At 72.5% G+C, this 25,600-nt stretch carries 22 protein-coding genes; 6 read left to right on the top strand and 16 right to left on the bottom strand.

What is annotated here, in order from left to right; all coding sequences use genetic code 11:
- Positions 1-40: 40 nt before the first annotated feature.
- The 6 genes from VHA72_RS14045 to VHA72_RS14020 are packed head-to-tail and all read right to left on the bottom strand — an operon-like array spanning position 41 to position 7,411.
- A complete protein-coding gene (locus tag VHA72_RS14045) occupies positions 41-1,924 on the bottom strand; it encodes an ABC transporter ATP-binding protein (RefSeq protein WP_325576255.1) in 1,884 nt (627 codons plus the stop codon).
- A complete protein-coding gene (locus VHA72_RS14040) occupies positions 1,924-3,654 on the bottom strand; it encodes an ABC transporter ATP-binding protein (protein ID WP_325576253.1) in 1,731 nt (576 codons plus the stop codon). Before VHA72_RS14040 ends, VHA72_RS14045 begins: the two co-directional genes overlap by 1 nt.
- Entirely contained in the window at positions 3,654-4,232 is a 579-nt protein-coding gene (locus tag VHA72_RS14035; RefSeq protein WP_325576251.1) for a TetR/AcrR family transcriptional regulator, read from the bottom strand. The genes VHA72_RS14040 and VHA72_RS14035 overlap by 1 nt, the downstream gene beginning before the upstream one ends.
- A 53-nt stretch (positions 4,233-4,285) precedes the next feature.
- Positions 4,286-4,930 carry a pyridoxamine 5'-phosphate oxidase gene (gene pdxH, locus VHA72_RS14030; RefSeq protein WP_325576249.1) on the bottom strand — a complete coding sequence of 215 codons (645 nt, stop codon included), beginning with the start codon at positions 4,928-4,930 and terminating at the stop codon, positions 4,286-4,288.
- Positions 4,927-5,259, bottom strand: a complete 333-nt coding sequence (locus VHA72_RS14025) for a MerR family transcriptional regulator (RefSeq protein WP_325576247.1) — start codon at positions 5,257-5,259, stop codon at positions 4,927-4,929. Before VHA72_RS14025 ends, pdxH begins: the two co-directional genes overlap by 4 nt.
- Before the next feature lie 13 nt (positions 5,260-5,272).
- Entirely contained in the window at positions 5,273-7,411 is a 2,139-nt protein-coding gene (locus VHA72_RS14020; protein ID WP_325576246.1) for an amylo-alpha-1,6-glucosidase, read from the bottom strand.
- A gap of 111 nt (positions 7,412-7,522) precedes the next feature.
- Here VHA72_RS14020 and VHA72_RS14015 point away from each other — a divergent pair, with 111 nt between their 5' ends.
- The 6 genes from VHA72_RS14015 to VHA72_RS13990 all read left to right on the top strand — a co-directional run bounded on the left by VHA72_RS14015 (position 7,523) and on the right by VHA72_RS13990 (position 14,571).
- On the top strand, positions 7,523-8,668 hold the full coding sequence (locus VHA72_RS14015; protein ID WP_325576244.1) for a glycosyltransferase family 4 protein: 1,146 nt from the start codon (positions 7,523-7,525) through the stop codon (positions 8,666-8,668).
- Positions 8,669-8,678: 10 nt separating this feature from the next.
- Positions 8,679-8,966, top strand: a complete 288-nt coding sequence (locus tag VHA72_RS14010; RefSeq protein ID WP_325576242.1) for a hypothetical protein — start codon at positions 8,679-8,681, stop codon at positions 8,964-8,966.
- Between the two features lie 73 nt (positions 8,967-9,039).
- Positions 9,040-10,143 (top strand): citrate synthase 2, encoded by a 1,104-nt coding sequence (locus tag VHA72_RS14005; protein ID WP_325576240.1) that lies wholly within the window; start codon positions 9,040-9,042, stop codon positions 10,141-10,143.
- A 169-nt stretch (positions 10,144-10,312) separates the two neighbouring features.
- Complete coding sequence (serC, locus tag VHA72_RS14000; protein WP_325576238.1) at positions 10,313-11,422, top strand: phosphoserine transaminase; 1,110 nt, start codon at positions 10,313-10,315, stop codon at positions 11,420-11,422.
- A 66-nt stretch (positions 11,423-11,488) separates the two neighbouring features.
- Positions 11,489-11,638: a hypothetical protein gene (locus VHA72_RS13995; protein ID WP_325576236.1), complete on the top strand. Its 150-nt coding sequence runs from the start codon at positions 11,489-11,491 to the stop codon at positions 11,636-11,638.
- Positions 11,639-11,673: 35 nt separating this feature from the next.
- A complete protein-coding gene (locus VHA72_RS13990; protein WP_325576234.1) occupies positions 11,674-14,571 on the top strand; it encodes a helix-turn-helix transcriptional regulator in 2,898 nt (965 codons plus the stop codon).
- An 83-nt stretch (positions 14,572-14,654) separates the two neighbouring features.
- Here VHA72_RS13990 and VHA72_RS13985 read toward each other — a convergent pair whose 3' ends face one another.
- The 10 genes from VHA72_RS13985 to VHA72_RS13940 form a co-directional block, all read right to left on the bottom strand.
- Positions 14,655-15,650, bottom strand: a complete 996-nt coding sequence (locus tag VHA72_RS13985; protein WP_325576232.1) for a DNA topoisomerase IB — start codon at positions 15,648-15,650, stop codon at positions 14,655-14,657.
- An 18-nt stretch (positions 15,651-15,668) separates the two neighbouring features.
- Positions 15,669-16,622, bottom strand: coding sequence for a YjiK family protein (locus VHA72_RS13980; protein WP_325576230.1), 954 nt, complete (start codon positions 16,620-16,622; stop codon positions 15,669-15,671).
- Positions 16,619-17,857 (bottom strand): class I SAM-dependent methyltransferase, encoded by a 1,239-nt coding sequence (locus tag VHA72_RS13975; RefSeq protein ID WP_325576228.1) that lies wholly within the window; start codon positions 17,855-17,857, stop codon positions 16,619-16,621. Before VHA72_RS13975 ends, VHA72_RS13980 begins: the two co-directional genes overlap by 4 nt.
- A 123-nt stretch (positions 17,858-17,980) precedes the next feature.
- The gene (locus VHA72_RS13970) at positions 17,981-18,358 is read right to left on the bottom strand and encodes a type II toxin-antitoxin system death-on-curing family toxin (RefSeq protein WP_325576226.1); all 378 of its coding nucleotides are present in this window, start codon (positions 18,356-18,358) and stop codon (positions 17,981-17,983) included.
- The gene (locus VHA72_RS13965; RefSeq protein ID WP_325576224.1) at positions 18,355-18,555 is read right to left on the bottom strand and encodes a DNA-binding protein; all 201 of its coding nucleotides are present in this window, start codon (positions 18,553-18,555) and stop codon (positions 18,355-18,357) included. Before VHA72_RS13965 ends, VHA72_RS13970 begins: the two co-directional genes overlap by 4 nt.
- Positions 18,556-18,693: 138 nt before the next feature.
- A complete protein-coding gene (locus VHA72_RS13960; protein ID WP_325576222.1) occupies positions 18,694-21,480 on the bottom strand; it encodes an FAD-binding and (Fe-S)-binding domain-containing protein in 2,787 nt (928 codons plus the stop codon).
- Between the two features lie 4 nt (positions 21,481-21,484).
- Positions 21,485-22,744 (bottom strand): hydroxyacid-oxoacid transhydrogenase, encoded by a 1,260-nt coding sequence (locus tag VHA72_RS13955; RefSeq protein WP_325576220.1) that lies wholly within the window; start codon positions 22,742-22,744, stop codon positions 21,485-21,487.
- Complete coding sequence (locus VHA72_RS13950) at positions 22,741-23,631, bottom strand: NUDIX domain-containing protein (protein ID WP_325576218.1); 891 nt, start codon at positions 23,629-23,631, stop codon at positions 22,741-22,743. Before VHA72_RS13950 ends, VHA72_RS13955 begins: the two co-directional genes overlap by 4 nt.
- A gap of 10 nt (positions 23,632-23,641) precedes the next feature.
- Positions 23,642-24,874 carry a geranylgeranyl reductase family protein gene (locus VHA72_RS13945; RefSeq protein ID WP_325576216.1) on the bottom strand — a complete coding sequence of 411 codons (1,233 nt, stop codon included), beginning with the start codon at positions 24,872-24,874 and terminating at the stop codon, positions 23,642-23,644.
- Positions 24,875-24,973: 99 nt separating this feature from the next.
- Entirely contained in the window at positions 24,974-25,507 is a 534-nt protein-coding gene (locus tag VHA72_RS13940; RefSeq protein WP_325576214.1) for a DUF4232 domain-containing protein, read from the bottom strand.
- Positions 25,508-25,600 lie beyond the last annotated feature (93 nt).

Below are 25,600 nucleotides of genomic sequence, written 5' to 3'. Positions count from 1 at the left end.
CCGCACGGGATGTGTCGGTTCGGCATACGTCGATGAACCGTCAGGCGACTTCCTCCTCGACCTGGGCCGCGGCGAACTGGGAGCGGTAGAGCCGGGCGTAGGCGCCCTCGCAGGCGAGCAACGAGTCGTGGGTGCCCTGCTCGACGATCGCCCCGTCCTCCATCACCAGGATGAGGTCGGCGTCGCGGATCGTGGAGAGCCGGTGGGCGATCACGAAGCTGGTCCGGTCGGTGCGCAGCGCCGCCATCGCCTGCTGCAGCAGCAGCTCGGTGCGGGTGTCGACGCTGGAGGTCGCCTCGTCGAGGATGAGCAGGTCCGGCTGGGCCAGGAACGCCCGCGCGATGGTGATGAGCTGCCGTTCGCCGGCCGAGAGCTTGCCGCCCTCGCCGTCGATGCGCGTGTCGTAGCCGTCGGGCAGCGAGTGCACGAACCTGTCCACGAACGTGGCCCGCGCGGCCGCCAGCATCTCCTCCTCGCTCGCCTCGGGCCGGCCGTAGACGATGTTCTCCCGGATGGTGCCCTCGAAGAGCCAGGTGTCCTGCAGCACCATCCCGATCCGGGAGCGCAGCGCGGCGCGCGGCATCGCGGTGATGTCGACGCCGTCCAGGGCGATCCGCCCGCCGCGCAGCTCGTAGAACCGCATGATCAGGTTGACCAGGGTCGTCTTGCCGGCGCCGGTAGGCCCGACGATGGCCACCGTCTGCCCGGGGCTGGCGACCAGTGAGAGGTCCTCGATCAGCGGCACGTCCTCGTCGTACCGGAAGCTGACGTGCTCGAAGCGGACCTCGCCGCGGGAGTCGACCGGCTCGATCCGGGCGGTCGTCTCCGGCACCTGCTCCTCGGCATCGAGCAGCTCGAAGACGCGCTCCGCGCTGGCCACGCCGGACTGCAGCAGGTTCATCATCGAGGCGACGGTGGTCAGCGGCTGGGTGAACTGGCGGGAGTACTGGATGAACGCCTGCAGGTCGCCGACGGTGATGTGCCCGCTGGCCACCCGCAGGCCGCCGACGACGGCGACGATGACGAACTGCAGGTTTCCCACGAACATCATCAGCGGCATGATCAGCCCGCTGACGAACTGCGCCTTGAACGACGCCTCGTAGAGCCCGTCGTTCTGCTCGCGGAAGATCTCCTCGACCTCCTCCTGCCGCCCGAAGACGGTGACCAGGTCGTGGCCCGAGAACGTCTCCTCGATGTGCGCGTTGAGCGCGCCGGTCCGCCGCCACTGCGCGATGAACTGCCCCTGCGAACGCTTCATCACCCGCCCGGTCAGCAGCATCGCCACCGGCACGCACACCAGTGCCACGCAGGCCAGCAGTGGGCTGATCCAGAACATCTGGGTGAGCACGAAGATGACGCTCAGCAGCGAGGTGAGCAGCTGCGACATGGTCTGCTGCAGGGTCTGGCTGACGTTGTCGATGTCGTTGGTCACCCGGGAGAGCAGCTCGCCACGTGGCTGCCGGTCGAAGTACTCCAGCGGCAGATGGTTGACCTTGTCCTCCACGTCGGCGCGCAGCTGGAAGACGGTGCGCTGCACCACGCCGTTGAGCAGCCAGCCCTGGACGGCGGAGAGCAGGCTGGCGGCGACGTAGACCGCGAAGACGATCTCGAGCTTGTGCCCCAGCGCGGTGAAGTCAATGCCGGGGCCGCCGGCGCGGTGGCTGATCCAGCCGTCGACGATGACGTTGGTGGCGTGCCCGAGCAGGCGCGGCCCCAGCGACATCAGGAAGACGGAGCAGACCGCCAGCAGGAGTACGGCGATGGCGGCGTTGCGCTGCGGCGCCATTCGTGCGACCAGCCTGCGGCCGGAGGCACGGAAGTCGTGCGCCTTCTGCCCGACCATGCCAGCGCCCATCGGGCCGCGCTGCTGCACCACCCGCTCGGTGACCTGGAGGGTCTTCTTGGACTGACTCTGCTCGGCCATCAGGCGGCCTCCTCCGCGCTGAGCTGGGACGCCACGATCTCCTGATACGTCGGACTCGACGCCAGCAGCTCGTGATGGGTGCCGCGGCCGACGATGACACCGTCCTCGAGGACGAGGATCAGGTCGGCATTGCGGATGGTGGAGACGCGCTGGGCGACGATCACGACGGTGGCCTCCCGGGTCTCCGGCTGCAGCGCTGCCCGCAGCCGGGCGTCGGTGGCCAGGTCGAGGGCGCTGAAGGAGTCGTCGAACAGGTAGATCTCCGGGCGGCGGACCAGGGCGCGGGCGATCGCCAGCCGCTGCCGCTGACCGCCGGAGAAGTTGGTGCCGCCCTGCACGACGGGCGCATCGAGCTGCTCGTCGAGCGCCGACACGAAGTCGCGGGCCTGGGCCACCTCCAGGGCGTGCCAGAGCTCGGCGTCGGTGGCGTCGGGCTTGCCGTGCAGCAGGTTGGAGCGGATCGTGCCGGTGAAGAGGAAGGCCTTCTGCGGCACCAGCCCGAGCCGGCCGTGCAGCGCCTCGGGGGCGAGCCGGCGCACGTCGACGCCGTCGACCAGCACCCGCCCGGCGGTCGCGTCGAAGAGCCGTGGGATGAGGTTGACCAGGGTGGTCTTGCCCGCACCGGTGGAGCCGATCACCGCGACCGTCTGACCGGGCCGGGCGCTGAAGCTGATGTCGGCGAGCACGGGTGCGGCGGCCCCCGGGTAGGTGAACCCGACGCCTTCGAGGTCGAGCTCGCCGTGGGTGGCAACCTCGGTGATGCCGTCGGTCGGCGGCACCACTGTCGAGGAGGTGTCGAGCACCTCGACGATGCGGTCGGCGCAGACCGCGCTGCGCGGCACCTGCATCAGCATGAACGTCCCCATCATCACGCTCATCAGGATCTGCATGAGGTAGGAGAGGAACGCGGTCAACGCCCCCACGCCCAGGCCGTCGGCGACGCGATGGCCGCCGAACCACATCACCGCGACGCTGGCGGTGTTGATCACCAGCATGACCAGCGGGAACATCATCGCCATCCACCGCCCGGCCGCGATCGAGACCCGGGTCAGGCCGTCGTTGGCGTCGCCGAAGCGGCGGGTCTCCAGCGGCTCGCGCACGAACGCCCGCACCACCCGGATGCCGGTGATCTGCTCCCGCAGCACCCGGTTGACCCCGTCGATCCGCTCCTGCACGAGCCGGAAGTTGGGCACCATCTTGCTGACCACGAAGCCGACGGCCAGGAACAGCACGGGTACGACGACGGCCAGCAGCCAGCTCAGCCGCAGGTCCTGGCGCATCGCCATCAGCACGCCGCCGACCATCATGATCGGGACCGTCACCGCCATGGTGCAGCTCATCAGCGCGAGCATCTGCACCTGCTGGATGTCGTTGGTGTTGCGGGTGATCAGCGACGGCGCGCCGAAGTGGGCGACCTCGCGACCGCTGAAGGACCCGACCCGGCCGAACAGGTCACGGCGCAGGTCACGGCCGAAGGCCATCGCCGTACGCGCGGCGAAGAAGACCGCGCCGATCGAGCAGCAGATCTGCAGCAGCGAGACGCCGAGCATCACCCCGCCCTCGCGCAGGATGTAGCCGTTGTCCTGGAGCAGCACGCCGTTGTCGATGATGTCGGCGTTGAGGCTGGGCAGGAACAGCATCGCGACCGTGCTGGTGAACTGCAGCACCACGACGCAGGCCAGCCACCGCCGGTAGGGGCGCAGGTAGTCGCGCAGGAGTCGGAGGAGCATCAGGGGCAGTCCTTCTTCAAGACGCCGTGCAGGACGACGTCGACAATCTCTTCGGGCGTGAGGAGCTGGTCCTCGGCGATCTCGCGATGGCTCGCGGAGAAGGTCAGCAGGCGGAGCAGGTGCAGCAGTCTGCCCGGCGACACCGACAGTCTTGCCTCGTCGGGCCCGACCACCTCGATCAGCCGGGCGACCACCCGGCGCCGCCACTGCTCGTGCGCGGCCTCGTCCACCGCGGGTGGGGCGACCATCCCGCAGGTCCGCATCAGGCCGAAGACCGCGAGCAGCCGCTGCTGGAGGATGCTGACCAGCGTGACCAGCCGCTGCTCCAGCGGCCAGGACATGTCGATGTCGTCGAGCCGGGTGACGAGCTGGCCGGGCTCGAACGCCTTCGCGATCGCGGCGTCGACCAGCTCGTCCTTGGAGCCGAAGGCTCGGAAGATGGTGCCCTCGGCGACGCCGGCCGCCTCGGCGATCAACCGGGTGGTGACGCCGCGACCGTGCTGGTAGAGCAGCGGCAGGGTGGCGTCGACCAGCGCGGCACGACGCTCCTCGAGCGTCATCGGGGCAGCACGGACCATGCCGGCCAGCCTAAGTGAGTGAGCACTCACTCACCACTGACTTTCGTCAGGGCTTACGGTGCCAGCCGCTCGGTCGCCCACCCGCCGGCGGTACGGCGATAGACCAGCCGGTCGTGCATCCGCCCGACCCGGCCCTGCCAGAACTCCACACTCGCCGGCGTTACCCGGTAGCCGCCCCACTCCTCCGGCACCGGCACGTCCCGGTCGGCGAAGCGCTCCTGCGCGGCGGCGTAGGCCGCGTCGAGCTCGTCACGACCGGCGACCACGCTGCTCTGGTGCGAGGCCCACGCGCCCAGCTGCGAGGGCCGCGGCCGGGAGGCGAAGTAGGCCTCCACCTCGGCGCGGGGCAGCGGCGCCGCGGCGCCCTCGACCCGCACCTGCCGCTCGAGGTCGTGCCAGGGGAAGAGCAGCGCGATCCGCGGGTCGGCCGCCAGCGCCCGGCCCTTGCGCGAGGACAGGTTGGTGAAGAAGACGAAGCCGTCGGCCGAGAAGCCCTTGAGCAGCACGAACCGCGCGGAGGGGGTGCCGTCGGGATCGGTGGTCGCGACCACCATCGCGTTGGGCTCGCGCACTCCCGCGTCTCGCGCCTCGACGTACCAGCGCTCGAACATCTCCATCGGGTCGGCGGCAAGCTCCGCCTCACTGAGGCCGCCCCGGGCGTACTCCTCACGGGCAGCCGCGAGGTCCAGTCCCGTCATGACGAGGTGTCTCCGTCCTTGATCTGCGCGATCTCCTCCTCGAGGTCCAAGACGCGCTGCCGCAGGGCGAGCACGCGGCGCACGCCGGCGAGGGTGACGCCCTCGTCGGTCAGCTCGATGACCTCGCGCAGGCGCTCGACCTCGTCGCGACTGTAGCGACGCTGGCCGCCCTCGGAGCGGTCGGGCCGGACGATGTCCTGCTCGTCGAGGCGGCGCAGGGCGGCCGGCTGCATGCCGAGGATCTGGGCGACCTGGCCGATCGTGTAGAAGGGCACGCTGGAGTCGTCGAGCGGCGATGCCGACTCGGGCTTGGACGGCTCGGTCGCCACGGCACTCCACCCCTCACCGACGGTCCGGACGAGTCCCGCATCGTACTCCGTCGGGCAGCCCGTCGGCGGTGACCGTCGCACCGTCGGCACGCACGTCGACCAGGTGTCCACCGAGCCGGAGACCGCTGAGCCGGACCGGGCCTACGAACGACATCGGCGTGGCCGCCTCGAAGCGGCCGTGTGGCAGGTCGGCACGCAGCCCGAGCGCCGTGGTCAGGATCAGGTAGGGCACCCCGGCGGCCCAGGCCTGCGGAGAGCAGGAGGTCGGATACGGCACCGGCACGGGCACCTCCTGGCGGTCGAAGCCGCAGAACAGCTCCGGCAGCCGCCCGCCGAAGACGGCCGCGGCCTCCAACAGGCCGGCCAGCACCCGCGCCGCCTCGTCGCGGAACCCGTAGCGCGCCATCCCGGCCGCGACGATGGCGGTGTCGTGCGGCCACACCGACCCGTTGTGATAGCTGACCGGGTTGTAGCGGCCGGCGTCGGTGGCCAGCGTGCGGATCCCGAAGCCGGAGTACGACGAGGGCGACGTCAGCTCCTTGACCACCGTCTCGGCCACCTCCTCGGCCACGATGCCGGTCCACAGGCAGTGCCCGACGTTGGAGCCCCCGGCATCCACCGGCTGCTTGTCCGCGTCCAGCGCCATCGCGTAGCGCCCCGCCTCCGGCAGCCAGAACGCCTCGTGGAAGCGTCGCTTGAGCCGCTCGGCCCGCTCCCGCCAGTGCTCGGCCAGCTCCGTCTCGCCGGCGGCCTCGGCCAGATCGGCCCGGGCTCGGAAGGCGGCGTAGCAATAGCCCTGTACCTCGGCCAGCGCGATCGGCGGGCGCGCCTCCCGGCCGTCGGAGAAGGAGATCGCGTCGAAGCTGTCCTTCCAGCCCTGGTGCAGCAGGCCCCGGTCCGTGGAGCGCTGGTACTCCACGAAGCCGTCGCCGTCGCGGTCGCCGTACTCCTCGATCCAGCGCAGCGCGCGATCCACGCTCGGGAGGAGCTCGCGCAGCTCCTCGGCCGGTGCGCCCCAGCGCAGGGCCTCGCCGACGAGCATGACGAACAGCGGCGTGGAGTCGATCGAGCCGTAGTAGACGGACTCGCCGCCGAGCGCGAGCGACAGGTCGGCGCCGAGCCGGACCTCGTGCAGGATGCGGCCGGGCTCCTCCTCGGTCATCGGATCGACCTTGCTGCCCTGCAACCGGGCGAGGGTGCGCAGTGTGCCGAGCGCGAGCTCGGGGAAGTACGGCAGCATCATCGTGCTGGTCAGCAGGGAGTCTCGAGCGAAGAGCGCCATGAACCAGGGGGCACCGGCCGCGACCACGTCGTCGTCGGGGTGGTCCGCGTCGACGATGCGCAGGGCGCCGAGGTCGCGCCGGCTCATCGCGAGCGCGTCCGCCAGGGCCGGGTGTCCCACCTCGATCGTCGGGGCCACCGCGTTCCACCCGCGCATCCGGCGCGAGGGCACGGCGCTGTCCACTGGACGGTCGATCGGGAAGGCGGCCGCCAGCTCGTGACCGGACACGCTGGGCAGCACCTCCACCGTCACCGACCACTCGCCGTGGGCGGGCACGACCACGCGGAAGGTGATCCCGTCGCTGCCCAGCTGCGCGCCGGGTGCGGTGATCCGCACGCCGCGCTGGTCGGGGGTGTGCTCGAGCCAGAAGAGCAGGTCCGAGCCGACCACCCGTCGCCCGACGGTACGGCGAGTGCCGCGGCGATGGTCCTTGACCTCGAACAGGTCGGCGAAGTCGGCCTCGACCGCCAGGTGCACCTCCACGCCGGCTGCCTCACTGCCGTAGTTGTGCAGCACCAGGTCCTCGCGCATGCCCTGGCCGACGTACCGCCTCTGCTCGGCGATGAGGGTGGCGTCGACGTGGCCGGGCCGCGGCGTGCAGCGGCCGAAGAAGCGGCAGCTGAACGGCTCGGCCGGCACCACCGTCAGCGGCTCGACGGGGCGGCCGTCCACGAAGAGCTCCCACCGGGAGAGGACGCGGGTGTCGCGGACGAAGAGGCCGTGCGTGCCACCGGCCTCGATGGCCCCGCCGTGGGTGGAGACACAGAAGGACGAGCCCTCGACGAGGGTGACGTGCGGGTCGCGGGCCAGGACGCCACTGGAGGCGGCCACCTCGTCGGCGACCTGGAGCGCTGCGAGCTCATCGGCCATGTTGTACATTCCCATCTCGGAGGAGGAAATCTCTAACTACGGCTTGAACTTTATTGTGTCTTTGAAAGGAAACAAGTTCGCCGCGGCGAACGAGCCCGAGGAAGGACAGGCATGTCGATCACGCTGCCACAACCCCAGGACCACGAGCCCTGCGTCTCGCCCCGCCTCTCCCCCACCGACCACACCGAGGACCGCCTGCGGCTCGCCGTCGTGGCGCCGCCCTGGTTCGAGCTGCCGCCCGTCGGATACGGCGGCACCGAGGCGGTCGTCGCCGCCCTCGTCGATTCGCTCGTCGACCGCGGTCACGAGGTCACCCTGGTCGCCTCCGGCCGGCACCGCACCCGCGCCCAGCACTTCGTCCAGGTCTATGAGGAGCCGCCGTCTGCGCTGCTCGGCACCCCGATGCCGGAGGTGCAGGCGGCCGCCATCGCCGCCGAGGCCCTGGCCGATCTGGACGTGGACCTGGTCCACGACCACAGCCTGGCCGGGCCGCTGCTGGCCCGCGGGCGCGGCGTACCCACGGTGGCGACGCTGCACGGCCCGGCGACCGGCGCTAACGGCGACTACTTCGAGCGGCTGGGCCGCAGCATCGACGTCATCGCGATCTCGGAGGCCCAGCGCCGACTGAACCCACGCATCAACTGGGTGGGCGTGGTCCACAACGCGGTCGACGTGGCGAGCTTTCCCTTCGTCGAGAAGAAGGACGACTTCGTGTTGTGGCTGGGCCGCTTCAGCCCGGACAAGGGCGCCCACCTGGCGATCGACGCCGCACGGAAGGCCGGGCGCCGCATCGTGCTGGCCGGCAAGCTCAACGAACCGGAGGAGAAGGACTACTTCCGCGACCGGATCGAGCCCCGCCTGGGCCCGGACGCGACCTACGTCGGCGAGGCCGACGCCGAGCTCAAGCGGGAGCTGTTCGGCCGGGCCGCATGCCTGGCCTTCCCGATCCAGTGGGAGGAGCCGTTCGGGATGGTGATGGTGGAGGCGATGGCATGCGGTACGCCGGTCGTCGCGCTCCGCCGCGGCAGCGTCCCCGAGGTCGTCGCCGACGGTGTCAGCGGGATCATCGTGGACCGGGCCGAGGACCTGGCCGCGGGCATCGAGCGAGCCGGCGACCTGAGCCCGTTCGCCTGCCGCCGTCACGCCACCGGTCACTTCGACCTGCCGGTCATGGCCGCCGGCTACGAGCGGATCTTCCGGATGCTGGCCGAGGGCTCGCGTGGGCTGCGGGACCTGACCGTCGCCCGGTCGGCCTGAGGCGGTGGCCGTGTCCCAGCTGTCCCTGCCCCGCACCGTCGGTCCCGACACCGGTCGCCTGCGGTCGGCCGCGTCGTCGGGGCGACACCTCGCCTGGGCGGCGCTGCGCCGTACCATCCTGGCCGCCGCCCGCCTGCTGGGCTGGCTGTGCGCCGATCCCGGTCGGTCCCGGGCGGTGTTCGGCGGCCTGGCCCTGTGCGTCGCGCTCGGCGTCGGCATCGGGCTCGCCGTCGGCCTGATCACCGCACGGTCGGCCACGCTGATCCTCAGCACGGTCGCGACCCAGCAGCAGCGTTAGGTCCCCCGGGCACCGTCGCCCTCGGGCCCCGTGGTGCAGAATGCCAGCGGAGAAACATGGACAAGGAGCTGGCATGACCGAGGTACACCACGGGCTCGAGGGCGTCGTCGCGTTCGAGACGCAGATCGCCGAGCCGGACAAGGAAGGCTCCGCGCTGCGTTACCGCGGTGTCGACATCGAGGACCTGGTCGGCCGGGTGCCGTTCGAGAACGTGTGGGGCCTGCTGATCGACGGCTCCTACACTCCCGGCCTGCCGCCCGCGGAGGCCTACAACCTGCCGCTCCACACCGGCGACGTCCGTGTCGACGTACAGGCCGCGATCGCGATGCTGGCGCCGGCGTTCGGCTTCCGCCCCACCTACGACATCACCCCGGAGCAGGCCCGCGAGGACCTCGCCCGGGTGGCGGTGATGGTGCTCTCTTACGCCGGTCAGTCGGCCCGCGGCCTGCACCGGCCGGTGGTGCCGCAGGCGGTCGTCGACCAGGGCCGCACCCTGGCCGAGAAGTTCCTGATCCGATGGCGCGGCGAGGCCGACCCGAAGCACGCGCACGCGATCGACGCCTACTGGTCGAGCGCGGCCGAGCACGGCATGAACGCCTCCACCTTCACCGCGCGGGTCATCACCTCCACCGGCGCCGACGTGGCGGCCGCCTTCTCTGGCGCGATCGGCGCGATGAGCGGTCCGCTGCATGGCGGCGCGCCGTCCCGCGTGCTCGGCATGATCGAGGAGGTCGAGCAGTCCGGCAACGCCGAGGCCTACGTCAAGAACCTGCTCGACTCCGGTGAGCGGCTGATGGGCTTCGGCCACCGGGTCTACCGTGCCGAGGACCCGCGAGCCCGCGTCCTTCGCCGTACCGCGAAGGAGCTGGGCGCGCCGCGCTTCGAGGTCGCCGAGGCCCTGGAGAAGGCCGCGCTGGCCGAGCTCCGTGCCCGCCGCCCCGACCGCGTGCTGGAGACCAACGTCGAATTCTGGGCCGCCATCGTGCTCGACTTCGCCGAGGTCCCGGCGCACATGTTCACCTCGATGTTCACCTGTGCCCGCACCGGTGGCTGGTCGGCGCACATCCTCGAGCAGGTCAAGACCGGCCGACTGATCCGCCCCTCGGCCGTCTACGCCGGCCCCGCCTCCCGCCCGGCCAACTCGGTCGAGGGCTGGAACGACGCCTGGGGCAAGTAGCCGGCTCTCCCCAAAGTGTCACCGTGACACTTTGCGGCTGAAGTGACACTTGCGAAGTGTCACCCGACGCGCGAACTATCACGGTGACACTTTGCGGGCACTTTGCGCGCGGGCTGTCCGCATGGTCGTCGGCGGCGACACCCGCCTCGCGCGCTGCGACAATAGGCCCATGCAGATTCCCGCCGACCTCCTGCCCGCCGACGGCCGCTTCGGATCGGGACCCTCCAAGATCCCCGGCGGTCGCCTCGAGGCGCTGGCCGCCACCGGCGCCGCGCTGATGGGCACCTCGCACCGCCAGGCGCCGGTCAAGGGGCTGGTGCGTCGGGTGCGCGAGGGGCTGGCGACGCTCTTCGACCTCCCCGACGGCTACGAGGTCGTGCTGGGCAACGGCGGCTCGATCGGGTTCTTCTCGCTGGCCACCTATGCGCTGATCCGCGCGCGCAGCCAGCACGTGGTCTTCGGAGAGTTCGCCAAGAAGTTCGCCGCGGAGGCCGCCTCCGCGCCGTGGCTGGGGCAGCCGACCATCCGCCACGCGGAGTACGGCGCCCGCACGGCCGCGGTGTTCGAGGACGACGTGGACGCCTACGCGTGGACCCACAACGAGACCTCCACCGGCGTGATGGCCCCCGTCGTCCGCCCCGAGGGCGCGCGCCCCGACCAGCTGGTGCTGATCGACGCCACCTCCGCCGCCGGCGGCCTGCCGCTGGACGTGCGCGAGTGCGACGTCTACTACTTCGCCCCGCAGAAGTCGTTCGCCTCCGACGGCGGGCTGTGGATCGCGCTGATGTCGCCGGCGGCGATCGCGCGCGCCGAGGAGCTGGCCGCGAGCGAGCGGCACATCCCGGCGTTCTTCGACCTGGCCGCGGCGGTCAAGCAGTCCCGGCTGGACCAGACCGTCAACACCCCGGCGGTGGCGACGCTGTTCCTGATGGCCGAGCAGCTGGACTGGATGAACGGCAACGGTGGGCTGGGCGGCATGGTCGCCCGCACCGCCGCCAGCGCGGAGGCGCTCTACGGCTGGGCGGAGGCCTCGTCGTACGCCGCGCCCTTCGTGGCGGACCCGGCACACCGCTCCCCGGTGGTCGGCACCGTCGAGCTCGACCCGGCGATCGACCGGGCGAAGGTGATGGCGGCGCTGCGCGAGAACGGCATCGTCGACGTGGACGCCTACCGCGGCGTGGGCACCAACCAGCTGCGCATCGCGATGTATCCGGCCGTCGACGCCGCCGACGTCGCCGCACTGACCCGCTGCATCGACTGGGTCGTGCAGAACCTGTGATCTGAGGTAGCGGATCGGGAGCTCTCCCGATGTGCGGCCCTACCTCAGGGCGCGAGTCTCGTCGGCATGAGCCACTACGACACCAGTTTCATCGAGGCGGAGCGAGCCTACCGGGCCGCACGGATCCGCGAGCAGATCGTCGGACGCCGACAGGCGATCCGGCTGCGCAAGGAGCGCGCCCGGCAGCGGAGGGCCACCGGCACCTGGGAATCGTGATGCGGGCCGCGCCGGCACCGGGGATCATGGCCGACGTGGCGCACACGAGTGGGACCCTGATCGGCCGCGACGCCGAGCTGAGCGAGCTCTCCGAGCTGCTCGGCGTCGCCACGGGTGCCGACGGACAGCGGGTGCACGTGCTGCTGTCCGGAGACGCCGGCGCCGGCAAGACCCGGCTGCTGCAGGAGCTGACCGAGGCGGCGGAGCGCACCGGCTGGCAGGGGTACGTCGGGCACTGCCTCGACCTCGGCGACAGCGCACTGCCCTACCTGCCCTTCTCCGAGCTGCTCGACCGGCTCGCCGACCGCTGGCCGGACGTGGTCGAGCAGGTCGGCCGCGGCTATCCCGACCTCGCCCGTCTCCAGCCGGTACGGCGGCTGCTCGGCGCCAGCGAGCCGGGCAGCGGCGACGCGGACCGGATGCAGCTGTTCGAGGGCGTGCACGCGCTGCTGGAGGCGCTCGCCGTCCACACGCCGCTGCTGCTCGTGATCGAGGACGTGCACTGGGCCGACCAGTCCACCCGCGAGCTGCTCACCTTCCTGTTCACCCGGCCGCTGACCGGCCCGGTCGCGATCGTGGCCTCTTACCGCACCGACGACCTGCACCGCCGGCACCCGCTGCGACGCCAGGTCGCGGAGTGGTCCCGGCTGCGCGGGGTGTCCCGGCTGAGCCTCGGCCCCCTCGGCGACGACGACGTCCGCGCCCTGGTCACCGCGCTCGACCCGGGCGCCACCGAGCAGGAGAAGCTCGACATCGTCGCGCGCGCCGAGGGCAACGCGTTCTTCGTCGAGGAGCTGGTCGGCGCCGCCAGCGGGCCCGACCGGTGGGTTCCGGACGAGCTGGCCGACGTACTCCTGGTGCGGCTCGACCGGCTCGACGAGGCCGCCCGCGACCTGGTCCGCACTGCCAGCGCGGCCGGCCGCAAGGTCACCCACCAGCTGCTCGCCGCCGTCACCGACCTGTGCGAGGACGCGCTCGACGACGCGCTGCGGCAGGCGGTCGAGTCGCACGTGCTCGTGGCCGGCGAGGGCGAGTACTGGTTCCGGCACGCGCTCCTCGGCGAGGCCGTCTACGACGACCTGCTGCCCGGGCAGCGGGTGCGGCTGCACGCCCGTTACGTGGCCGCGCTGAGCTCGGGCAGCGCGGCCGGCACCGCCGCCGAGCTGGCCCGGCACGCCCGGCTGGCGCACGACCTCGACACCGCGCTGGCCGCGAGCATCCGCGCCGGCGACGAGGCGGCGACCATCGGCGGCCCGGGCGAGGCGGCGGCGCACTTCGAGTACGCGCTGCAACTGCTCGCCGACCCTCACCGCGAGCTGCCGCCGGACGAGTCGCCGGTGCGGGTAGCCGAGGCGACCATCGACGCCCTGCTCGCCGCGGGGCACACCGAGCGGGCGGTGCGGGTGGCGGCCGATCAGCTCCACCGGCTCCCCGAGGACTGTCGGTCCGGCCGGGCTCGGCTGCTCACCGCCCAGGCGGTCAGCCTGGGCCTGCTCGACCACACCGAGCGCGACGCCGTGGACGTCTCGGCCGAGGCGGTCGCGGCCAGCGTCGACGCCGAGCCGGCGCTGCGTGCCCGGGTGCTGGCCAATCACACCCAGATCCTCTACTGGGCCGAGCGCTACGAGGAGGCCGAGCAGGTCGGCCTGGACGCGCTGGCCTTCGCCGAGCGGCACAACCTGCCGCGGGTCGCCTCGGCGGTGGTCACCACGCTCACCTCGGCCGGCCGGCCGCACACCGAGCCGGCGGCGTTCCGCGCGATGATGCCGGCCGCGATCGAGCGGGCCGTCGCCGCCGGCAACGTCGAGGCCGAGCTGCAGGCCCGCTACATCCTGGCCCGCTCCTACGAGGACGAGGGCGACTGGCCAGCAGCGGAGACCGCCTTCCGGTCGGTCGTGGAGCGGGCGGAGCGGTTCGGGCGGCCGTGGGCGCCGTACGCCTTCGAGGCCCGCCACCAGCTCGCCTGGGTCTACTACGTCACCGGTCGGTGGGACGAGGCGCTGGCCCTGCTCGCGATCGCCGTACCCGGTGCGCCGGCGCTGCCCTCCGCCGCCCTGGACTCGATCCGGCTCTCGATCCGACAGGCACGCGGCGAGAAGGTGCCACAGCGGATCCACCGGTCCCAGTGGGAGATCGACGGGATCGTGGTGGCGTTCAGCGCCGCCACCGAGATCCGGGCGGCCACCACGCCGGCCGCCGTGCTGCAGGCGTACGGCGAGGCGCGCGAGGCGCTCATCCGGGCCTGGGGACCCGGCTTCGCGGCCGGCGTCAGGCTCGCCGCCACCGCGCTGGGCCGGCTGGCCGACCTGGCCGGCGGGGCCGCCACCTCCGCCGAGACGGCCGAGACGACCGAGACGGCCGACCGGCTGGCCGACGACGCCACCATCGCCCAGCGCCACCATGCCGACGGCCCCGAGTGGGGACCCGAGGGCCGGGCGTGGATCGACCGGGTCGCGGCCGAGCGGCTGCGGCTGCGCTGGCTGCTGGAGGGCGGCGGTCCGTCCGCCGAGCTGGTCGAGGCGTGGCGCAGGGCCGAGGCGTCATTCGCGGCGTTCGGGCATGTGCACGAGCTCGCCCTGGTCCGCGCGGCCTACGCCGACGTACTGCGCGCCGGCGGTGACGCCGAGGCCGCGCGCGGGCTGGCGGAGCAGGCTCGCGCCGCCGCCCGTGCCCTGGGCGCCCGGCCGCTGCTGGCGCTGCTCGGCGACAGCGGGCCGGCGACCCCGCAGGCGACGGCGGCGCTGACCGCCCGAGAGGCCGAGATCCTGGCCCTGGTGGCCGAGGGCCGCAGCAACGGCGAGATCGGCCGGCAGCTGTTCATCAGCACCAAGACCGTCTCGGTGCACGTCTCCAACATCCTGGCCAAGCTCGGCGCCGCCAGCCGCACCGAGGCAGCCGCGATCGGCCGCCGCCGCGGACTGCTGCGCTCCTGACTCACCCCTTCCGCGGGGCGACCATCAGGTGGCGTGCGGGCCGCCGCCGGACCTCTGCCCCGGCCTGGTCGCCGGGCGATGCATCAGTGAGTGATCAGCCGCAGGGTGGCCCGCTCCAGGGCGATCTGCCGCTCGTCCGGCGTCGGGTAGGTGCGCCCGGCGACCGTCGCGATGGTGCGGCCCTCCTCGTAGGCGCCGACCACGCGCGGGTCGACGTAGGACCGGCGGGCCAGCGCGGCCGTGTTGCCCAGGAACTCCGCCACCTCCCGCATCACCGCCGTCACCACCCGCCGACGGGCCGTCCTCGAGGTGGCCGGCGGCGCCTCGGCCAGCGCGGTCGCGGCGAGCACGGTGGCGTGCCAGGTGCGGAAGTCCTTGGCGGTGGCGTCGACGCCGGTCACCGCGCGCACGTAGTCGTTGACCAGCTGCGGCAGCATCGCCCGCCACTGACGGCCCTCCCGGTAGGCCAGCAACTCCTCACCCCCGCGCCGACGCCGCATCACGTCCAGCGCCTCGCCGACCATGGCGTCGTCGATCTCGACCCGGTGGTCGACCCCGGACTTGCCGGTGAACGCGAAGACCAGCCGGTCCTGCACCCGTCGTACGTGTCGGCGCTGCAGCGTGGTCAGCCCGAAGCTGCCGTGCTCGTCGGCGTACACGTCGTTGCCGATGCGGAAGTAGCCCAGGTCGAGCAGGCGTACGGCGAGCGCGCACGCGCGCTCCAGCGGCATCCCCTCCCGCGCCAGGTCGGCCAGGACCTGGCGGCGGGCACCGCCCAGCGCTCGGCCGAACTCGAGCACCCGGTCGAACTTCTCCGCGTCCCGACGGGTGCGCCAGTCGGGGTGGTAGAGGTACTGCCGCCGGCCAGCCGCGTCGGTGCCGACGGCCTGCAGATGGCCGTTGGCGTACGGCGTGATCCACACGTCCTCCCAGGCGGGCGGGATCACCAGCGCCTTGATCCGAGCCACCTCCTCGGGCCCGAGCCGCTCGCCCGCCTCGTTGAGATAGACGAAGCCGCGACCGGCCCGGTGGCGCGTCCAGCCGGGCTGGTCGGGGGACGTACGACGCAGCCGGACCATGCCCCGCGCTGTACCCGCTCAGCGCGGTCGCAATGACCTGACCAGCACACCGATCGCCCCGGCCACGATCACGCCGCCCAGCACCCACGGCCACCACTCCCGCTCGGTGTGGTCGTCGGTGTGGTCGTCGGGCGCGATGGACGCGGCGGTGTCGGCGGTCGGCGGCAGCGGCGTCGCCTTCGCGGGCAGCCGGAAGCGCAGCACCTTGGAGTGCAGTCCCTCGCTCGACAGGTAGGCGGTGCCGTCGACGGCCACGCCGATCCCCTCGCCCTGCGGCTGCGAGGGCAGCCGGAAGGTGGCGATGTGGTCCAGCCCCGGCCAGGTGTAGGTGGCGGCGCTGAAGTAGCCGCGCACCACGATCTCCCGCCCGCCCGGCAGGAACGCCCCGTCGGTGGCGATCGGCAGCACGTGACCCACCGCGGTCAGCCGGTTGTCGACGCCGGCACGCAGGTGGGCGGGGGCGGCGTACACGGTGCCGCCGAACCAGCCCTTGGTGGCGACGTAGAGCCGACCGGTCGCGGGGTCGCACAGCAGCGTCTCGGCGTCGTGCGCGCCGTCGGGGTAGACCAGGGTGTAGACCGTGGGATGCACGCTCCGGTCTCCCCGACCGACCGGGATCTCGGCGACCTGGATGTGCGGCCGGGACGCGGAGTTGTCCCCGATGTCGCCGACCCAGACCCGGTCGCGGCCGGGTGCCGTCGCCAGCGCCTCAACGTCGCGCGGTGACTGCTCCCAGTGCGTCACGCCGACCGTCCGGCCCTGCTTGTCGACGGTGAAGACCCGGCCGGTGTCGCCGCTGTCGTTGGTGGTCACGAACAACCCGTCCGGTAGCACCACCAGCGCCGAGGCCTCGTCGATCGCGCTGTCCCGGAAGGAGAAGACGACGTTCTCGTGGCTGGCCGGCGCGACCGCCGCCCCGAGCAGGAACGGCACCGCGCTCAGCGCCGCCAGCGCCCGGGCGATCACGATCACAGCCCCAGCAGCTCGCCGAGCTTGGGCCGGATGCCCCAGGTGGCGACCAGGTCGTCGTACTCCTTCTTCACGCTGCCGCCCTTAACCGCACCGCCGGCACGCACCGCCCGCAGCAGCGTGTTGCGTGGAGTGTGCTGGCTCTCCACGAACTGCACGACGTCGACGCGGTAGCCCGACAGTCGCAGCAGGGTCGCCCGCAGCGCGTCGGTCAGCGTGTCCGCCAGGCGTTCGCGCAGGATCCCGTGCCGCGTCAGCATCGCGTACGGCGAGGGTGTCGGCGCCCTGCGCAGCTGCGCGGCGATGTCGTGGTGGCAGCACGGCGCGGCCAGCACCAGCGGGGCCTGCCAGCCGATGGCGCGGGCGAGCGCGTCGTCGGTGGCGGTGTCGCAGGCGTGCAGCGCCAGCACGACGTCCGGCGGCTCGGGCAGCTCGACGCCGTCGATGGTGCCGACCCGGAACTCGGCGTCGATGCCCAGCTGCCGCGCCACCTCGTTGTTGTGCCGCGCCGACTGCTCCTTGACGTCGACCCCGGTGACGACCACCGGCAGCTCGCGCACCGTGGTGAGGTAGCGCTGGGCGGCGAAGGTCAGGTAGCCGTTGCCGCAGCCGAGGTCGACGATCCGCAGCGGCTCCTCCGGCGTCGGCGCACGCAGCCGCCCCTTGGTCCGGGCCTCGCCGATCGCGGCGTCGAGCTGGCGCAGAAACTCCTCGACCTGCCGGTACTTCGCCTGTCGGCTGGGCTTGATCCGACCGTCCCGGTCGGCGATGCCGAGCGCCACGAAGACCGGGTCGCCCTCGGGCAGCAGTCGCTCCTTGGCCTGGTCGTGGCTGCGCTCGACCTCGACCGGCTCGGCGCGCGGCGCGGTACGCACCCGGGCGGTCAGCGGCTTGGTGACCAGCAGCTCGTGGGACTCCGTGCGGGTCTCCACGTGCCAGCTCGCGAACGGCTCGTCCAGCAGCTCGTCGAGCGCACTCGCCGCCTCGTCGGTCGAGCTTGTCGAGACCGGGTGGTTGGAGGTGAAGGCCTGGGTCGCGTCGTACGCGGTGATCTGCAGGTGGGTCCCCGACTTGAGGTCGACGTAGCGCAGCTCCACCCGGCGCCAGCGCGGCTGGGTGCCCTTCTGCCGGCCGCTCGCCACCGCCCGGACCAGCTGGTCCGGGTCGAGCAGCAGCGATCGCATCCGGTTCAGCGCCCGCAGCAGCGGCTCGCTGACCGTCGTGGGCGCCGCGGTCATCCCCTCACCAGCTGGGTGATCAGCACGACGAGCAGCAGGATCACCAGCGCCGCGGGGATGATCAGGCGGCGGTGACGGGGGTTCACCGTTCCAGTCTAGGAGCGGGTGCTCCGGGGTCTCACATCAGCGCGGGACAGTCAGCCGCGGTTCGATCCACGCCGCGATCGGCCCGACCTCGCGCAGGGTGCCATCGGCGATCGCCATGATGAAGTCGAAGGCCTCGTCGTCCGTGGCCACGAGCTCGTGGTCATTCATGCCCGGGAAGACGAACAGGACGTAGGCGCCCATCCGCTTGTTGCCGTCCACCAGCGCGTGGTTGGTCACGACGGAGTGCACCAGCGCCGCGATCTTGAGCGCCAGCGAAGGGTATGCCTCCTCGCCGAAGACCGTCGCCCCGGACCTGGCGACCGCCGAGTCCAACAGCCCGACGTCACGGATGCCCGGCGAGCCCATCTCCTGCTCGATCGCCAGCAGGTCCTCCAGGCGCAGGTATTCAGTCACACCGAACCCAGGCGCTTGAGCAGGTCGCCTCGCTCCTCGGTGACTCGCGCGATCAGCGCATCCCGCTTCTTCGTCCGCTTGGAGACGTACTCCTCGATCGCGATCACGACCGTCTCGTGGATCGATCGGCCCTCGCGCTCGGCCGTCGCGCGCAGCGCCGCCGCCTGCTCCTCGGTGAGTCGAAGTGTCATCGCCATGTCAGCATGGTATCGCGTGACACCACGCGATACCGCCCCCAGGCAAAGTATCACCGTGACAGTTTGCGCCGAGGGTGACAGTTGCAAAGTGTCACTCGGGCGCGAACTATCACGGTGACAGTTTGGGAGGGCGGCGGCTCACAGGCGCGAGGCGAAGAGCTCCGCGAGGTGCATCGTCGGCACGTCCGCGAGGTCGTCGAGCTGCACCCGGCACGACATCCCGTCGGCGAGTACGACGGCCTGCGGCTGCGACCGCACTGCGGGCAGCAGATGGGTCTCGGCGACCGCGACGCTGACCTCGTAGTGGCCCTGCTCGACCCCGAAGTTGCCGGCCAGGCCGCAGCAGCCGGCCACCTTGGTCACGACGGCACCGGCGCGTTCGAGCAGGCGCTGGTCGGCCTCCCAGCCCAGCACCGCGCTCTGGTGGCAGTGTGGCTGGGCGACGACCTCGACGCCGCTCAGGTCCGGCAGCGGCAGCTCCAGCCTGGTGACCAGCTCGGCGAAGGTGAGCAGCCCCTCGGCCACCGCCTGGGCCTGGGGCGCCGCGGTCAGCTCCAGCGCATCACCGCGCAGGGTGGCGGTGCACGACGGCTCCAGGCCGACGACCGGCACGCCGGAGGCGATGTAGGGCGCCAGCGTGTGCACGGTGCGCTCCACGATCGCCTTGGCCCGGTCGAGCTGGCCGGTGGTGATCCAGGTCAGGCCGCAGCAGGCGTCGTCCTCGATCACCCGCACCCGCAGCCCCTGCGCCTCCAGATAGCGGATCGCCGCCAGCCCGGAGCCGGGGAAGAAGTGGTCGGTGAACGAGTCGGCCCAGATCCACACGTCCGGCGTCTCGGTCGAGGACCCGGTCGGCGCCGAGCGCCGCAGCGTCCGGTTGGCGAAGCGCGGCACCGAGCGACGGCCGTCGATACCGGCGATCGCCTTGGCCAGCGCGGCGAACGGCGGCACCTTGAGCAGCACGTTGATCAGGAACGCGACCGGCGCCGCCAGCCGCGCCCACCGGGGCAGCCGACCGAGGAAGAGGTGCGAGCGGGGCCGCCGTACCCCGTGCACGGTGTGCTTCTGGTAGAGCGCCTCGGACTTGTACGTCGCCATGTCGACGCCGCTCGGGCAGTCGCTGGAGCAGCCCTTGCAGGCCAGGCACAGGTCGAGCGCCTCGCCCACTGCGGGGTCGGCCAGGCCCTGCACCAGGGCGCCGTCGAGCGCCTCCTGCAGCACCCGGGCGCGGCCGCGGGTGGAGTCCTTCTCGTCCTTGGTGGCCAGGTAGGAGGGGCACATCACGCCGGTGGTGCGTGGCGCGACGCACTTGCCCACGCCGGTGCAGCGGTGCACCGCCGCGCCCAGGTCGCCGTCGTCGTGCACCAGCCGCAGGCCGGCCCGCGGCCGGCTGCGCGGGCGCACCGGTCGCAGGTCGTCGGTGATCGATGCCGGCCCCCCGTCGGGCGCCGTGATGATGCCCGGGTTCATCAGGTCGTCGGGGTCACAGACCGCCTTGACCTGGCGGAACAGGTCGAGCGCGTCCTCGTCGTACATGAACCGCAGCAGCTCGCCGCGGACCCGGCCGTCGCCGTGCTCGCCCGAGAGCGTGCCGTGGTACTCGCGCAGCTTGACCGCGCAGGCGGTCATGAACTCGCGGAACACCTGTGCGCCCCGGGCGTCGCCGGGCTCGAACGGGAAGTCGATGCGGCAGTGGACGCAACCGTCGCCGAAGTGGCCGTAGGGCACGCCACCCAGCCCATGCCCGGCCAGGATCTCCTCGAAGTCGCGCAGCCAGCCGCCCAGATGCTCCGGCGGTACGGCGGCGTCCTCCCAGCCGCTGTAGGCGGGGGTGGGCAGTGAGCGCCCGGCGAGCCCGGCGCCGTCCTCGCGGATGCGCCACAGCGCGCTCGACTCGCGCACGTCGAGCACCAGCCGGGTCTCCAGCGCCCCGCTGGCCGCCGCCAGCCGGTCGGTGATCTCGCGGGCGTCCGCGCCGGCGACCTCGGCGAACAGCCAGCCGCCACCCCGGGGCAGGTCGGGCACCTTGCCGCCCTTGGCCCGGACCAGCTCGACGATGCGGGCGTCGAGGCCCTCGCACGCGATCAGCCGCCCGGGCGCCGCGGCGAGCAGGGCCGGCACCGCGTCGGCGGCCTCGGCCATGGTCGGGTAGCCGAGCACCAGCATCAGCCGGTCCTGCTCGTCGGCGACCAGCCGGACGGTTGCCTCCAGCACCGTGGCCAGGCTGCCCTCGGTGCCGACCAGAAACCGGTCGATCCGGCGCCGCTCCGGCAGCAGGTGCTCCAGGCTGTAGCCGCTCACCTGCCTGCCGAACCGGCCGAACTCGGTGCGGATCGTCCCCAGGTTGGCGTCCCCGATCGCGGCCAGCCGCGTGCCGGTCGCCGAGTCGACGCCGAGGTCGGTGACCTCGCCGTTCCCGAAGATCACCCGCATCGCCTCGACGTTGTCGACGGTGCGGCCGTAGCCGAGCGCCCGCGAGCCGCAGGCGTTGTTGCCGATCATCCCGCCGATGGTGCAGCGCGGGTGCGTGGACGGGTCCGGCCCGAAGCGCAGTCCGTACGGCGCCGCCGCGCGCTGCAGGTCGGCGTGCACCACGCCGGGCTCCACCCGCGCGGTGCGGGCCTCCGGGTCGATCTCCAGCACCCGGTTCAGCGCCCGGGTGTCGACCACGATGCCGGGACCGACCGCGTTGCCGGCGATCGACGTACCCGCCCCGCGCAGCGTGATGGGCACGCCCAGCGCGCGAGAGGCCTCGTGCACGGCCAGCAGCTCCTCGACGTGACGCGCCTTGACCACCGCCTGGGGGATGACCCGGTAGAGCGAGGCGTCGGAGGAGTAGAGCGCCTTGGCGAGGGTGGAGTCGTCGACGTCGGTCAGGCCCCTCGCCCGCAGCTCGGAGGCGAGGTCAGCGGCGGTGACTGTCACATCCCTAGTCTCCCATCGAGCGGCGGAAGATCGCCGCGAGGTCCTCGCCGGTGGGACGCTTCGGCGCGATGGAGAGCAACCGCTCCTGCTTGAGCGCGCCCTCGACCAGATCGTCGACGTCGGCCTCGGTGTAGCCGACCTCGGCCAGCCCGGCCGGGATGCCGATGTCGCGCATCAGGCCGGCCAGCACCTGCGGCAGTACGTCGGGGCCGCCTCCGGTGGCCGTCGGGTCGAGCAGTCTGGCCGCGGCCAGGTGCCGCTGCGGTGCGGCGTCGTACGTGAAGCGGAACGCCTCGGCCGCCGTCAGCGCCACCGACATGCCGTGCGGCACCATCGCGTGTCCCTCGGGGTAGCCCGGCGGCGTGTAGTCGCGAACCCGTCCGGCGATCGGGTAGGCGTTGGCGTGCGGGATGTGCACGCCGGCATTGCCGAAGCCGAGCCCGGCGAAGGTGGCTGCCATCGCCATCTGCTCGCGCGCTGGTGCGTCCTCACCGTGCGCCACCGCTCGCCGGAACGAGCTGGCCAGCAGGCCCAGCGCCCGCTCGGACCACATGTCGGCGACCGGGTTGGCACCGCAGTAGGGCACCCGCTGCTCGGGCCGCTTGCGCTCGAAGTCGGTGTAGGGCCGGGCGGTGTAGGACTCCAGCGCGTGGCAGAGGATGTCCATCCCCGCGCTCGCGGTCACCATCGCCGGCTGGGTGATCGTCAGCCGCGGATCGACCACCGCCAGGGTGGGACGCAGCGCGGCGTGGGAGATGCCGGTCTTGACCTGGAGGGCGAGCACGTCCAGGACGCACACCGTGGTCGACTCCGCGCCGGTGCCGGTGGTGGTCGGCACCGCCACCAGCGGCAGCAACGCGTTGATCGGCGCCAGGGCGCGTCCCACCGGCGCGTTGACGTAGTCCATCAGCTCACCGGGATTGGTGGTCAGCAGGTTGATCGCCTTCGCGGTGTCGATCGAGGACCCGCCGCCCACCGCCACGATGGCGTCGAACGGCCCGGCGGCACGGGCGAAGGACACCGCCTCCTCGAAGGACGCGTCGGTCGGCTCGACGTGCACGCCGTCGTACGTCGTCACCTCGATCCCGGCCGCGCCCAGCTGCTCGGCGATCCGGGCCGGGTGGCCGGTGGCGGCGACACCGGCGTCGGTGACCAGCAGCGCCCGGCGTGCGCCGTACCTACCCAGGTCGTGGCCGATCTCGTCGGAGGCGCCCGCGCCGAACTTCAACGCCGGCGCGGCATAGGTGAAGACCGTCTCGCTCACCCGGCCAACCTAGCGAGCGCCGTGCGCACCACGTCACGGATCGGCACCGTGCCGGCCGCGATGTCGGCCAGCCCGACCCAGGCCGCCGCGTCGGTGGTGCCGCCCAGCTCGGTCGAGAAGGGCTCGGCGCCGTCGGGCACGGTCGCGGCGAAGATCAGGTGGATGCCGTGGAACTCCTCGTGCCGACCGCTGGGGGCGGTGCCGGTCAGCGTGATGTCGTCGACGGCGAGCAGCCCGCCCAGCCGGCACTGCAGCCCGGTCTCCTCACGCACCTCGCGCACCACCGTCTCCCGCGGCGACTCGCCGAATTCGACGCCGCCGCCCGGCAGGCTCCACTGCCCCGGATGCGGGCCGTGCACGGAGTTGCGGGTCAACAACACCTGGTCGCCGCGCCTGATCAGCGCGTACGCCGACACCCGCTGCACCCGCTCCACCCGGTGCACGGCCAGGGCATCCCGGACCAGCGGGACGGTCGGCACACTGCCGTCGAGCACTCCGGCCAACGGCTTCCAGGCGGCCTCGGAGGTGGTGCCGCCGACCTCCTGGGTCTGCGGTGCGGGCGCGTCGGCGGCGACCCAGCCGTCGTACACGATGCGCAGGGCGTGCGCGTCGACCTGCCGACCGCGCCAGGTGCGTCGCCCGTGGTGGCTGAAGACCCGGGCGGTCTCGCCCACCGTGACCTCCAGGCCGGTCTCCTCGCGCACCTCGCGCACCACCGCCGCACGCGGGTCCTCGCCGTGGTCGAGCCCGCCGCCGGGCAGGCTCCAGACCTCGTCGCTGGTGACCATCGGCGAGAGCCGGCTGAGCAGGATGTCCTCGCCGCGCAGGATGACCGCATAGGCCGCCACCCGTTGCCGGCGCGGCAGCCGGCGACCTCCGCGGCTCATGACGCCCCGCTCACGAGAACGGCGGGCGGTGATCGAGCGCGATCGAACGACGACCCGCCCAGCGCCACACCCGAGCGGCCCGGTCGCGGTCCTCGTCGGTGACGAGGTTGCCCATCCAGCGCAGGGCCAGCGTCATCAGCCGGTCCGAGCGCATGCCCACCGGCCCGGCGGTGGCCAGCAGCCGGGGCACGGTGACGATCCCGGCGAGCCGGCGGGCGATGGAGAACGCCTCGCCGTAGTGCTCGCGCAGCAGCGCCGGCCAGGCGGTGGCGAGGTCGCCGTCGGCGGCGATCAGCTCGGCCACCAGCCGGCCGGTCTCGAGGCCGTAGTCGATGCCCTCGCCGTTGAGTGGGTTGACGCAGCCGGCGGCATCGCCGATCAGCGCCCAGTTCGGGCCGGCCACGCCGGAGACGGCGCCGCCCATCGGCAGCAGCGCCGACGCCTGAGCGCGCAGCTCGCCACCAAGGCCGAAGTCCGCGCGGATCGACGCGGCGTAGAGCCGCATCAGCGGTTTGATCGCGGCATCCGCGGGCCGCTTCGCGGTCGCCAGGGTGCCGGCGCCGAGGTTGACCTCGCCGGTGCCGAGCGGGAAGACCCAGCCGTAGCCCGACAGCACCGTCCCGGACGCGTCGCGCAGCTCCAGATGGGAGCTGATCCACGGGTCGTCGCTGCGCTCGGAGGCCACGTAGGACCGTCCGGCCACGCCGTACACGGTGTCGCGGTGCCACTCCCGGCCCAGCACCTTGCCCAGCGGCGAGCGGACGCCGTCGGCCACCACCAGCCGCCGACAGGCGATCTGGGAGCCGTCGCCGAAGACGACCGCCTCGACGCGTCCGCCGCTCCTCCGGCGTACGTCGACCGCGCGCAGCCCGTCCACCGCTGTCGCCCCGGCCTTGATGGCGGTGGTCCGCAGGTGGTCGTCGAGCTCGGTGCGCGCCACCGCCGAGCCCCAGTCCGGCAGGGACCCACCGGGCCAGCGCAGCTCCAGCGTCTGGCCGAAGCCGTGCGCGCGCAGACCGTGGTTGACGGTGTGGCTGCGGACCCAGTCCTCGAGCCCGAGCCGGCTCAGCTCGGCGATCGCGCGCGGCGTCAACCCGTCGCCGCAGGTCTTGTCCCGCGGGAAGACGGCCGCGTCGGCGAGCACCACGTCGGTGCCGGACCGGGCCAACCAGGCCGCCGCGGCGGAGCCCGCCGGGCCGGCGCCGACGACCAGTACGTCGGTCGAACTGGGAACGGCGCTCATGCGCCGAAGGCTACCTGGGCGTCAGCCTGCCGCCTTCGGCGGCGGGTCCTCCTCGCTCGGCACGAACCAATGAGCAAGCTCGTGGTTCGGCCTCGCTCGTCAGCCCTTCTTCTTCAGCGCCTGGTGGCTCAGCTGAGGGCTGAACGACTTGATCACCTTCCGCGAGCACGCCCGTGTCTGATAGGGCACGAAGAGGCTGACGTAGGCGTCGGGCACGTAGACCCGGAAGCCGTCGACCCGCTTGGGCCGGCACAGCGACTTGTCGTAGTTGGCGGTCTGCGCGATCTGCACCTTGCTCACCGCCCGCTGCCCGGGCTTGAGCACGAAGGAGCGTACCGGCGTCCCGGGCGCGCGCACCGCCGCGGCACCGATCTGGCGACCGTCGTGGTGGCCGACGAAGGAGAGACCGCCGTAACCGCCGGTGCGGCATGCATGCGTGGAGACGTTCCGATAGCGCAGGACGCCGAAGAGACTCCCGGCGGCCGCGCCCCGGGTCTTGAAGCTCACGCCCAGGTCGTGAGGGCCGCACTCGGGCGCACTCGCCTGGGCCGGCGCGGTCGTGGCCGGCAGGGCGACCAGGACGCCGCCGACCAGCGCGGCGCCGAGAAGCGTGCGGAACAGGTTCATCGTCATACCTCCGTCGCTGCGACAACTACGTCACGCCGGTACCCACCTGGGAGGTTGCATCCGAGAAATGCGCCGAGCGGCGCGGACTCCGCAGAGTCC

Origin of the sequence: Nocardioides sp. (assembly GCF_035547795.1) — a bacterium.
GTDB lineage: Bacteria > Actinomycetota > Actinomycetes > Propionibacteriales > Nocardioidaceae > Nocardioides.
The sequence above is the reverse complement of the archived record's forward strand: the minus strand, read 5'-3'. Positions and strand labels throughout refer to the sequence as shown.

Excerpts from the sequence above, each read along its gene's own strand:
- serC (WP_325576238.1), top strand. The coding sequence starts at position 10,313 with ATGCAGATTCCCGCCGACCTCCTGCCCGCCGACGGCCGCTTCGGATCG.
- VHA72_RS13950 (WP_325576218.1), bottom strand. The coding sequence starts at position 23,631 with ATGAGCCGCGGAGGTCGCCGGCTGCCGCGCCGGCAACGGGTGGCGGCC.
- VHA72_RS14005 (WP_325576240.1), top strand. The coding sequence starts at position 9,040 with ATGACCGAGGTACACCACGGGCTCGAGGGCGTCGTCGCGTTCGAGACG.
- VHA72_RS13945 (WP_325576216.1), bottom strand. The coding sequence starts at position 24,874 with ATGAGCGCCGTTCCCAGTTCGACCGACGTACTGGTCGTCGGCGCCGGC.
- VHA72_RS14045 (WP_325576255.1), bottom strand. The coding sequence starts at position 1,924 with ATGGCCGAGCAGAGTCAGTCCAAGAAGACCCTCCAGGTCACCGAGCGG.
- VHA72_RS13940 (WP_325576214.1), bottom strand. The coding sequence starts at position 25,507 with ATGACGATGAACCTGTTCCGCACGCTTCTCGGCGCCGCGCTGGTCGGC.
- VHA72_RS14035 (WP_325576251.1), bottom strand. The coding sequence starts at position 4,232 with ATGGTCCGTGCTGCCCCGATGACGCTCGAGGAGCGTCGTGCCGCGCTG.
- VHA72_RS14015 (WP_325576244.1), top strand. The coding sequence starts at position 7,523 with ATGTCGATCACGCTGCCACAACCCCAGGACCACGAGCCCTGCGTCTCG.
- pdxH (WP_325576249.1), bottom strand. The coding sequence starts at position 4,930 with ATGACGGGACTGGACCTCGCGGCTGCCCGTGAGGAGTACGCCCGGGGC.
- VHA72_RS14020 (WP_325576246.1), bottom strand. The coding sequence starts at position 7,411 with ATGGCCGATGAGCTCGCAGCGCTCCAGGTCGCCGACGAGGTGGCCGCC.
- VHA72_RS13995 (WP_325576236.1), top strand. The coding sequence starts at position 11,489 with ATGAGCCACTACGACACCAGTTTCATCGAGGCGGAGCGAGCCTACCGG.
- VHA72_RS13975 (WP_325576228.1), bottom strand. The coding sequence starts at position 17,857 with ATGACCGCGGCGCCCACGACGGTCAGCGAGCCGCTGCTGCGGGCGCTG.
- VHA72_RS13985 (WP_325576232.1), bottom strand. The coding sequence starts at position 15,650 with ATGGTCCGGCTGCGTCGTACGTCCCCCGACCAGCCCGGCTGGACGCGC.
- VHA72_RS13965 (WP_325576224.1), bottom strand. The coding sequence starts at position 18,555 with ATGGCGATGACACTTCGACTCACCGAGGAGCAGGCGGCGGCGCTGCGC.
- VHA72_RS14040 (WP_325576253.1), bottom strand. The coding sequence starts at position 3,654 with ATGCTCCTCCGACTCCTGCGCGACTACCTGCGCCCCTACCGGCGGTGG.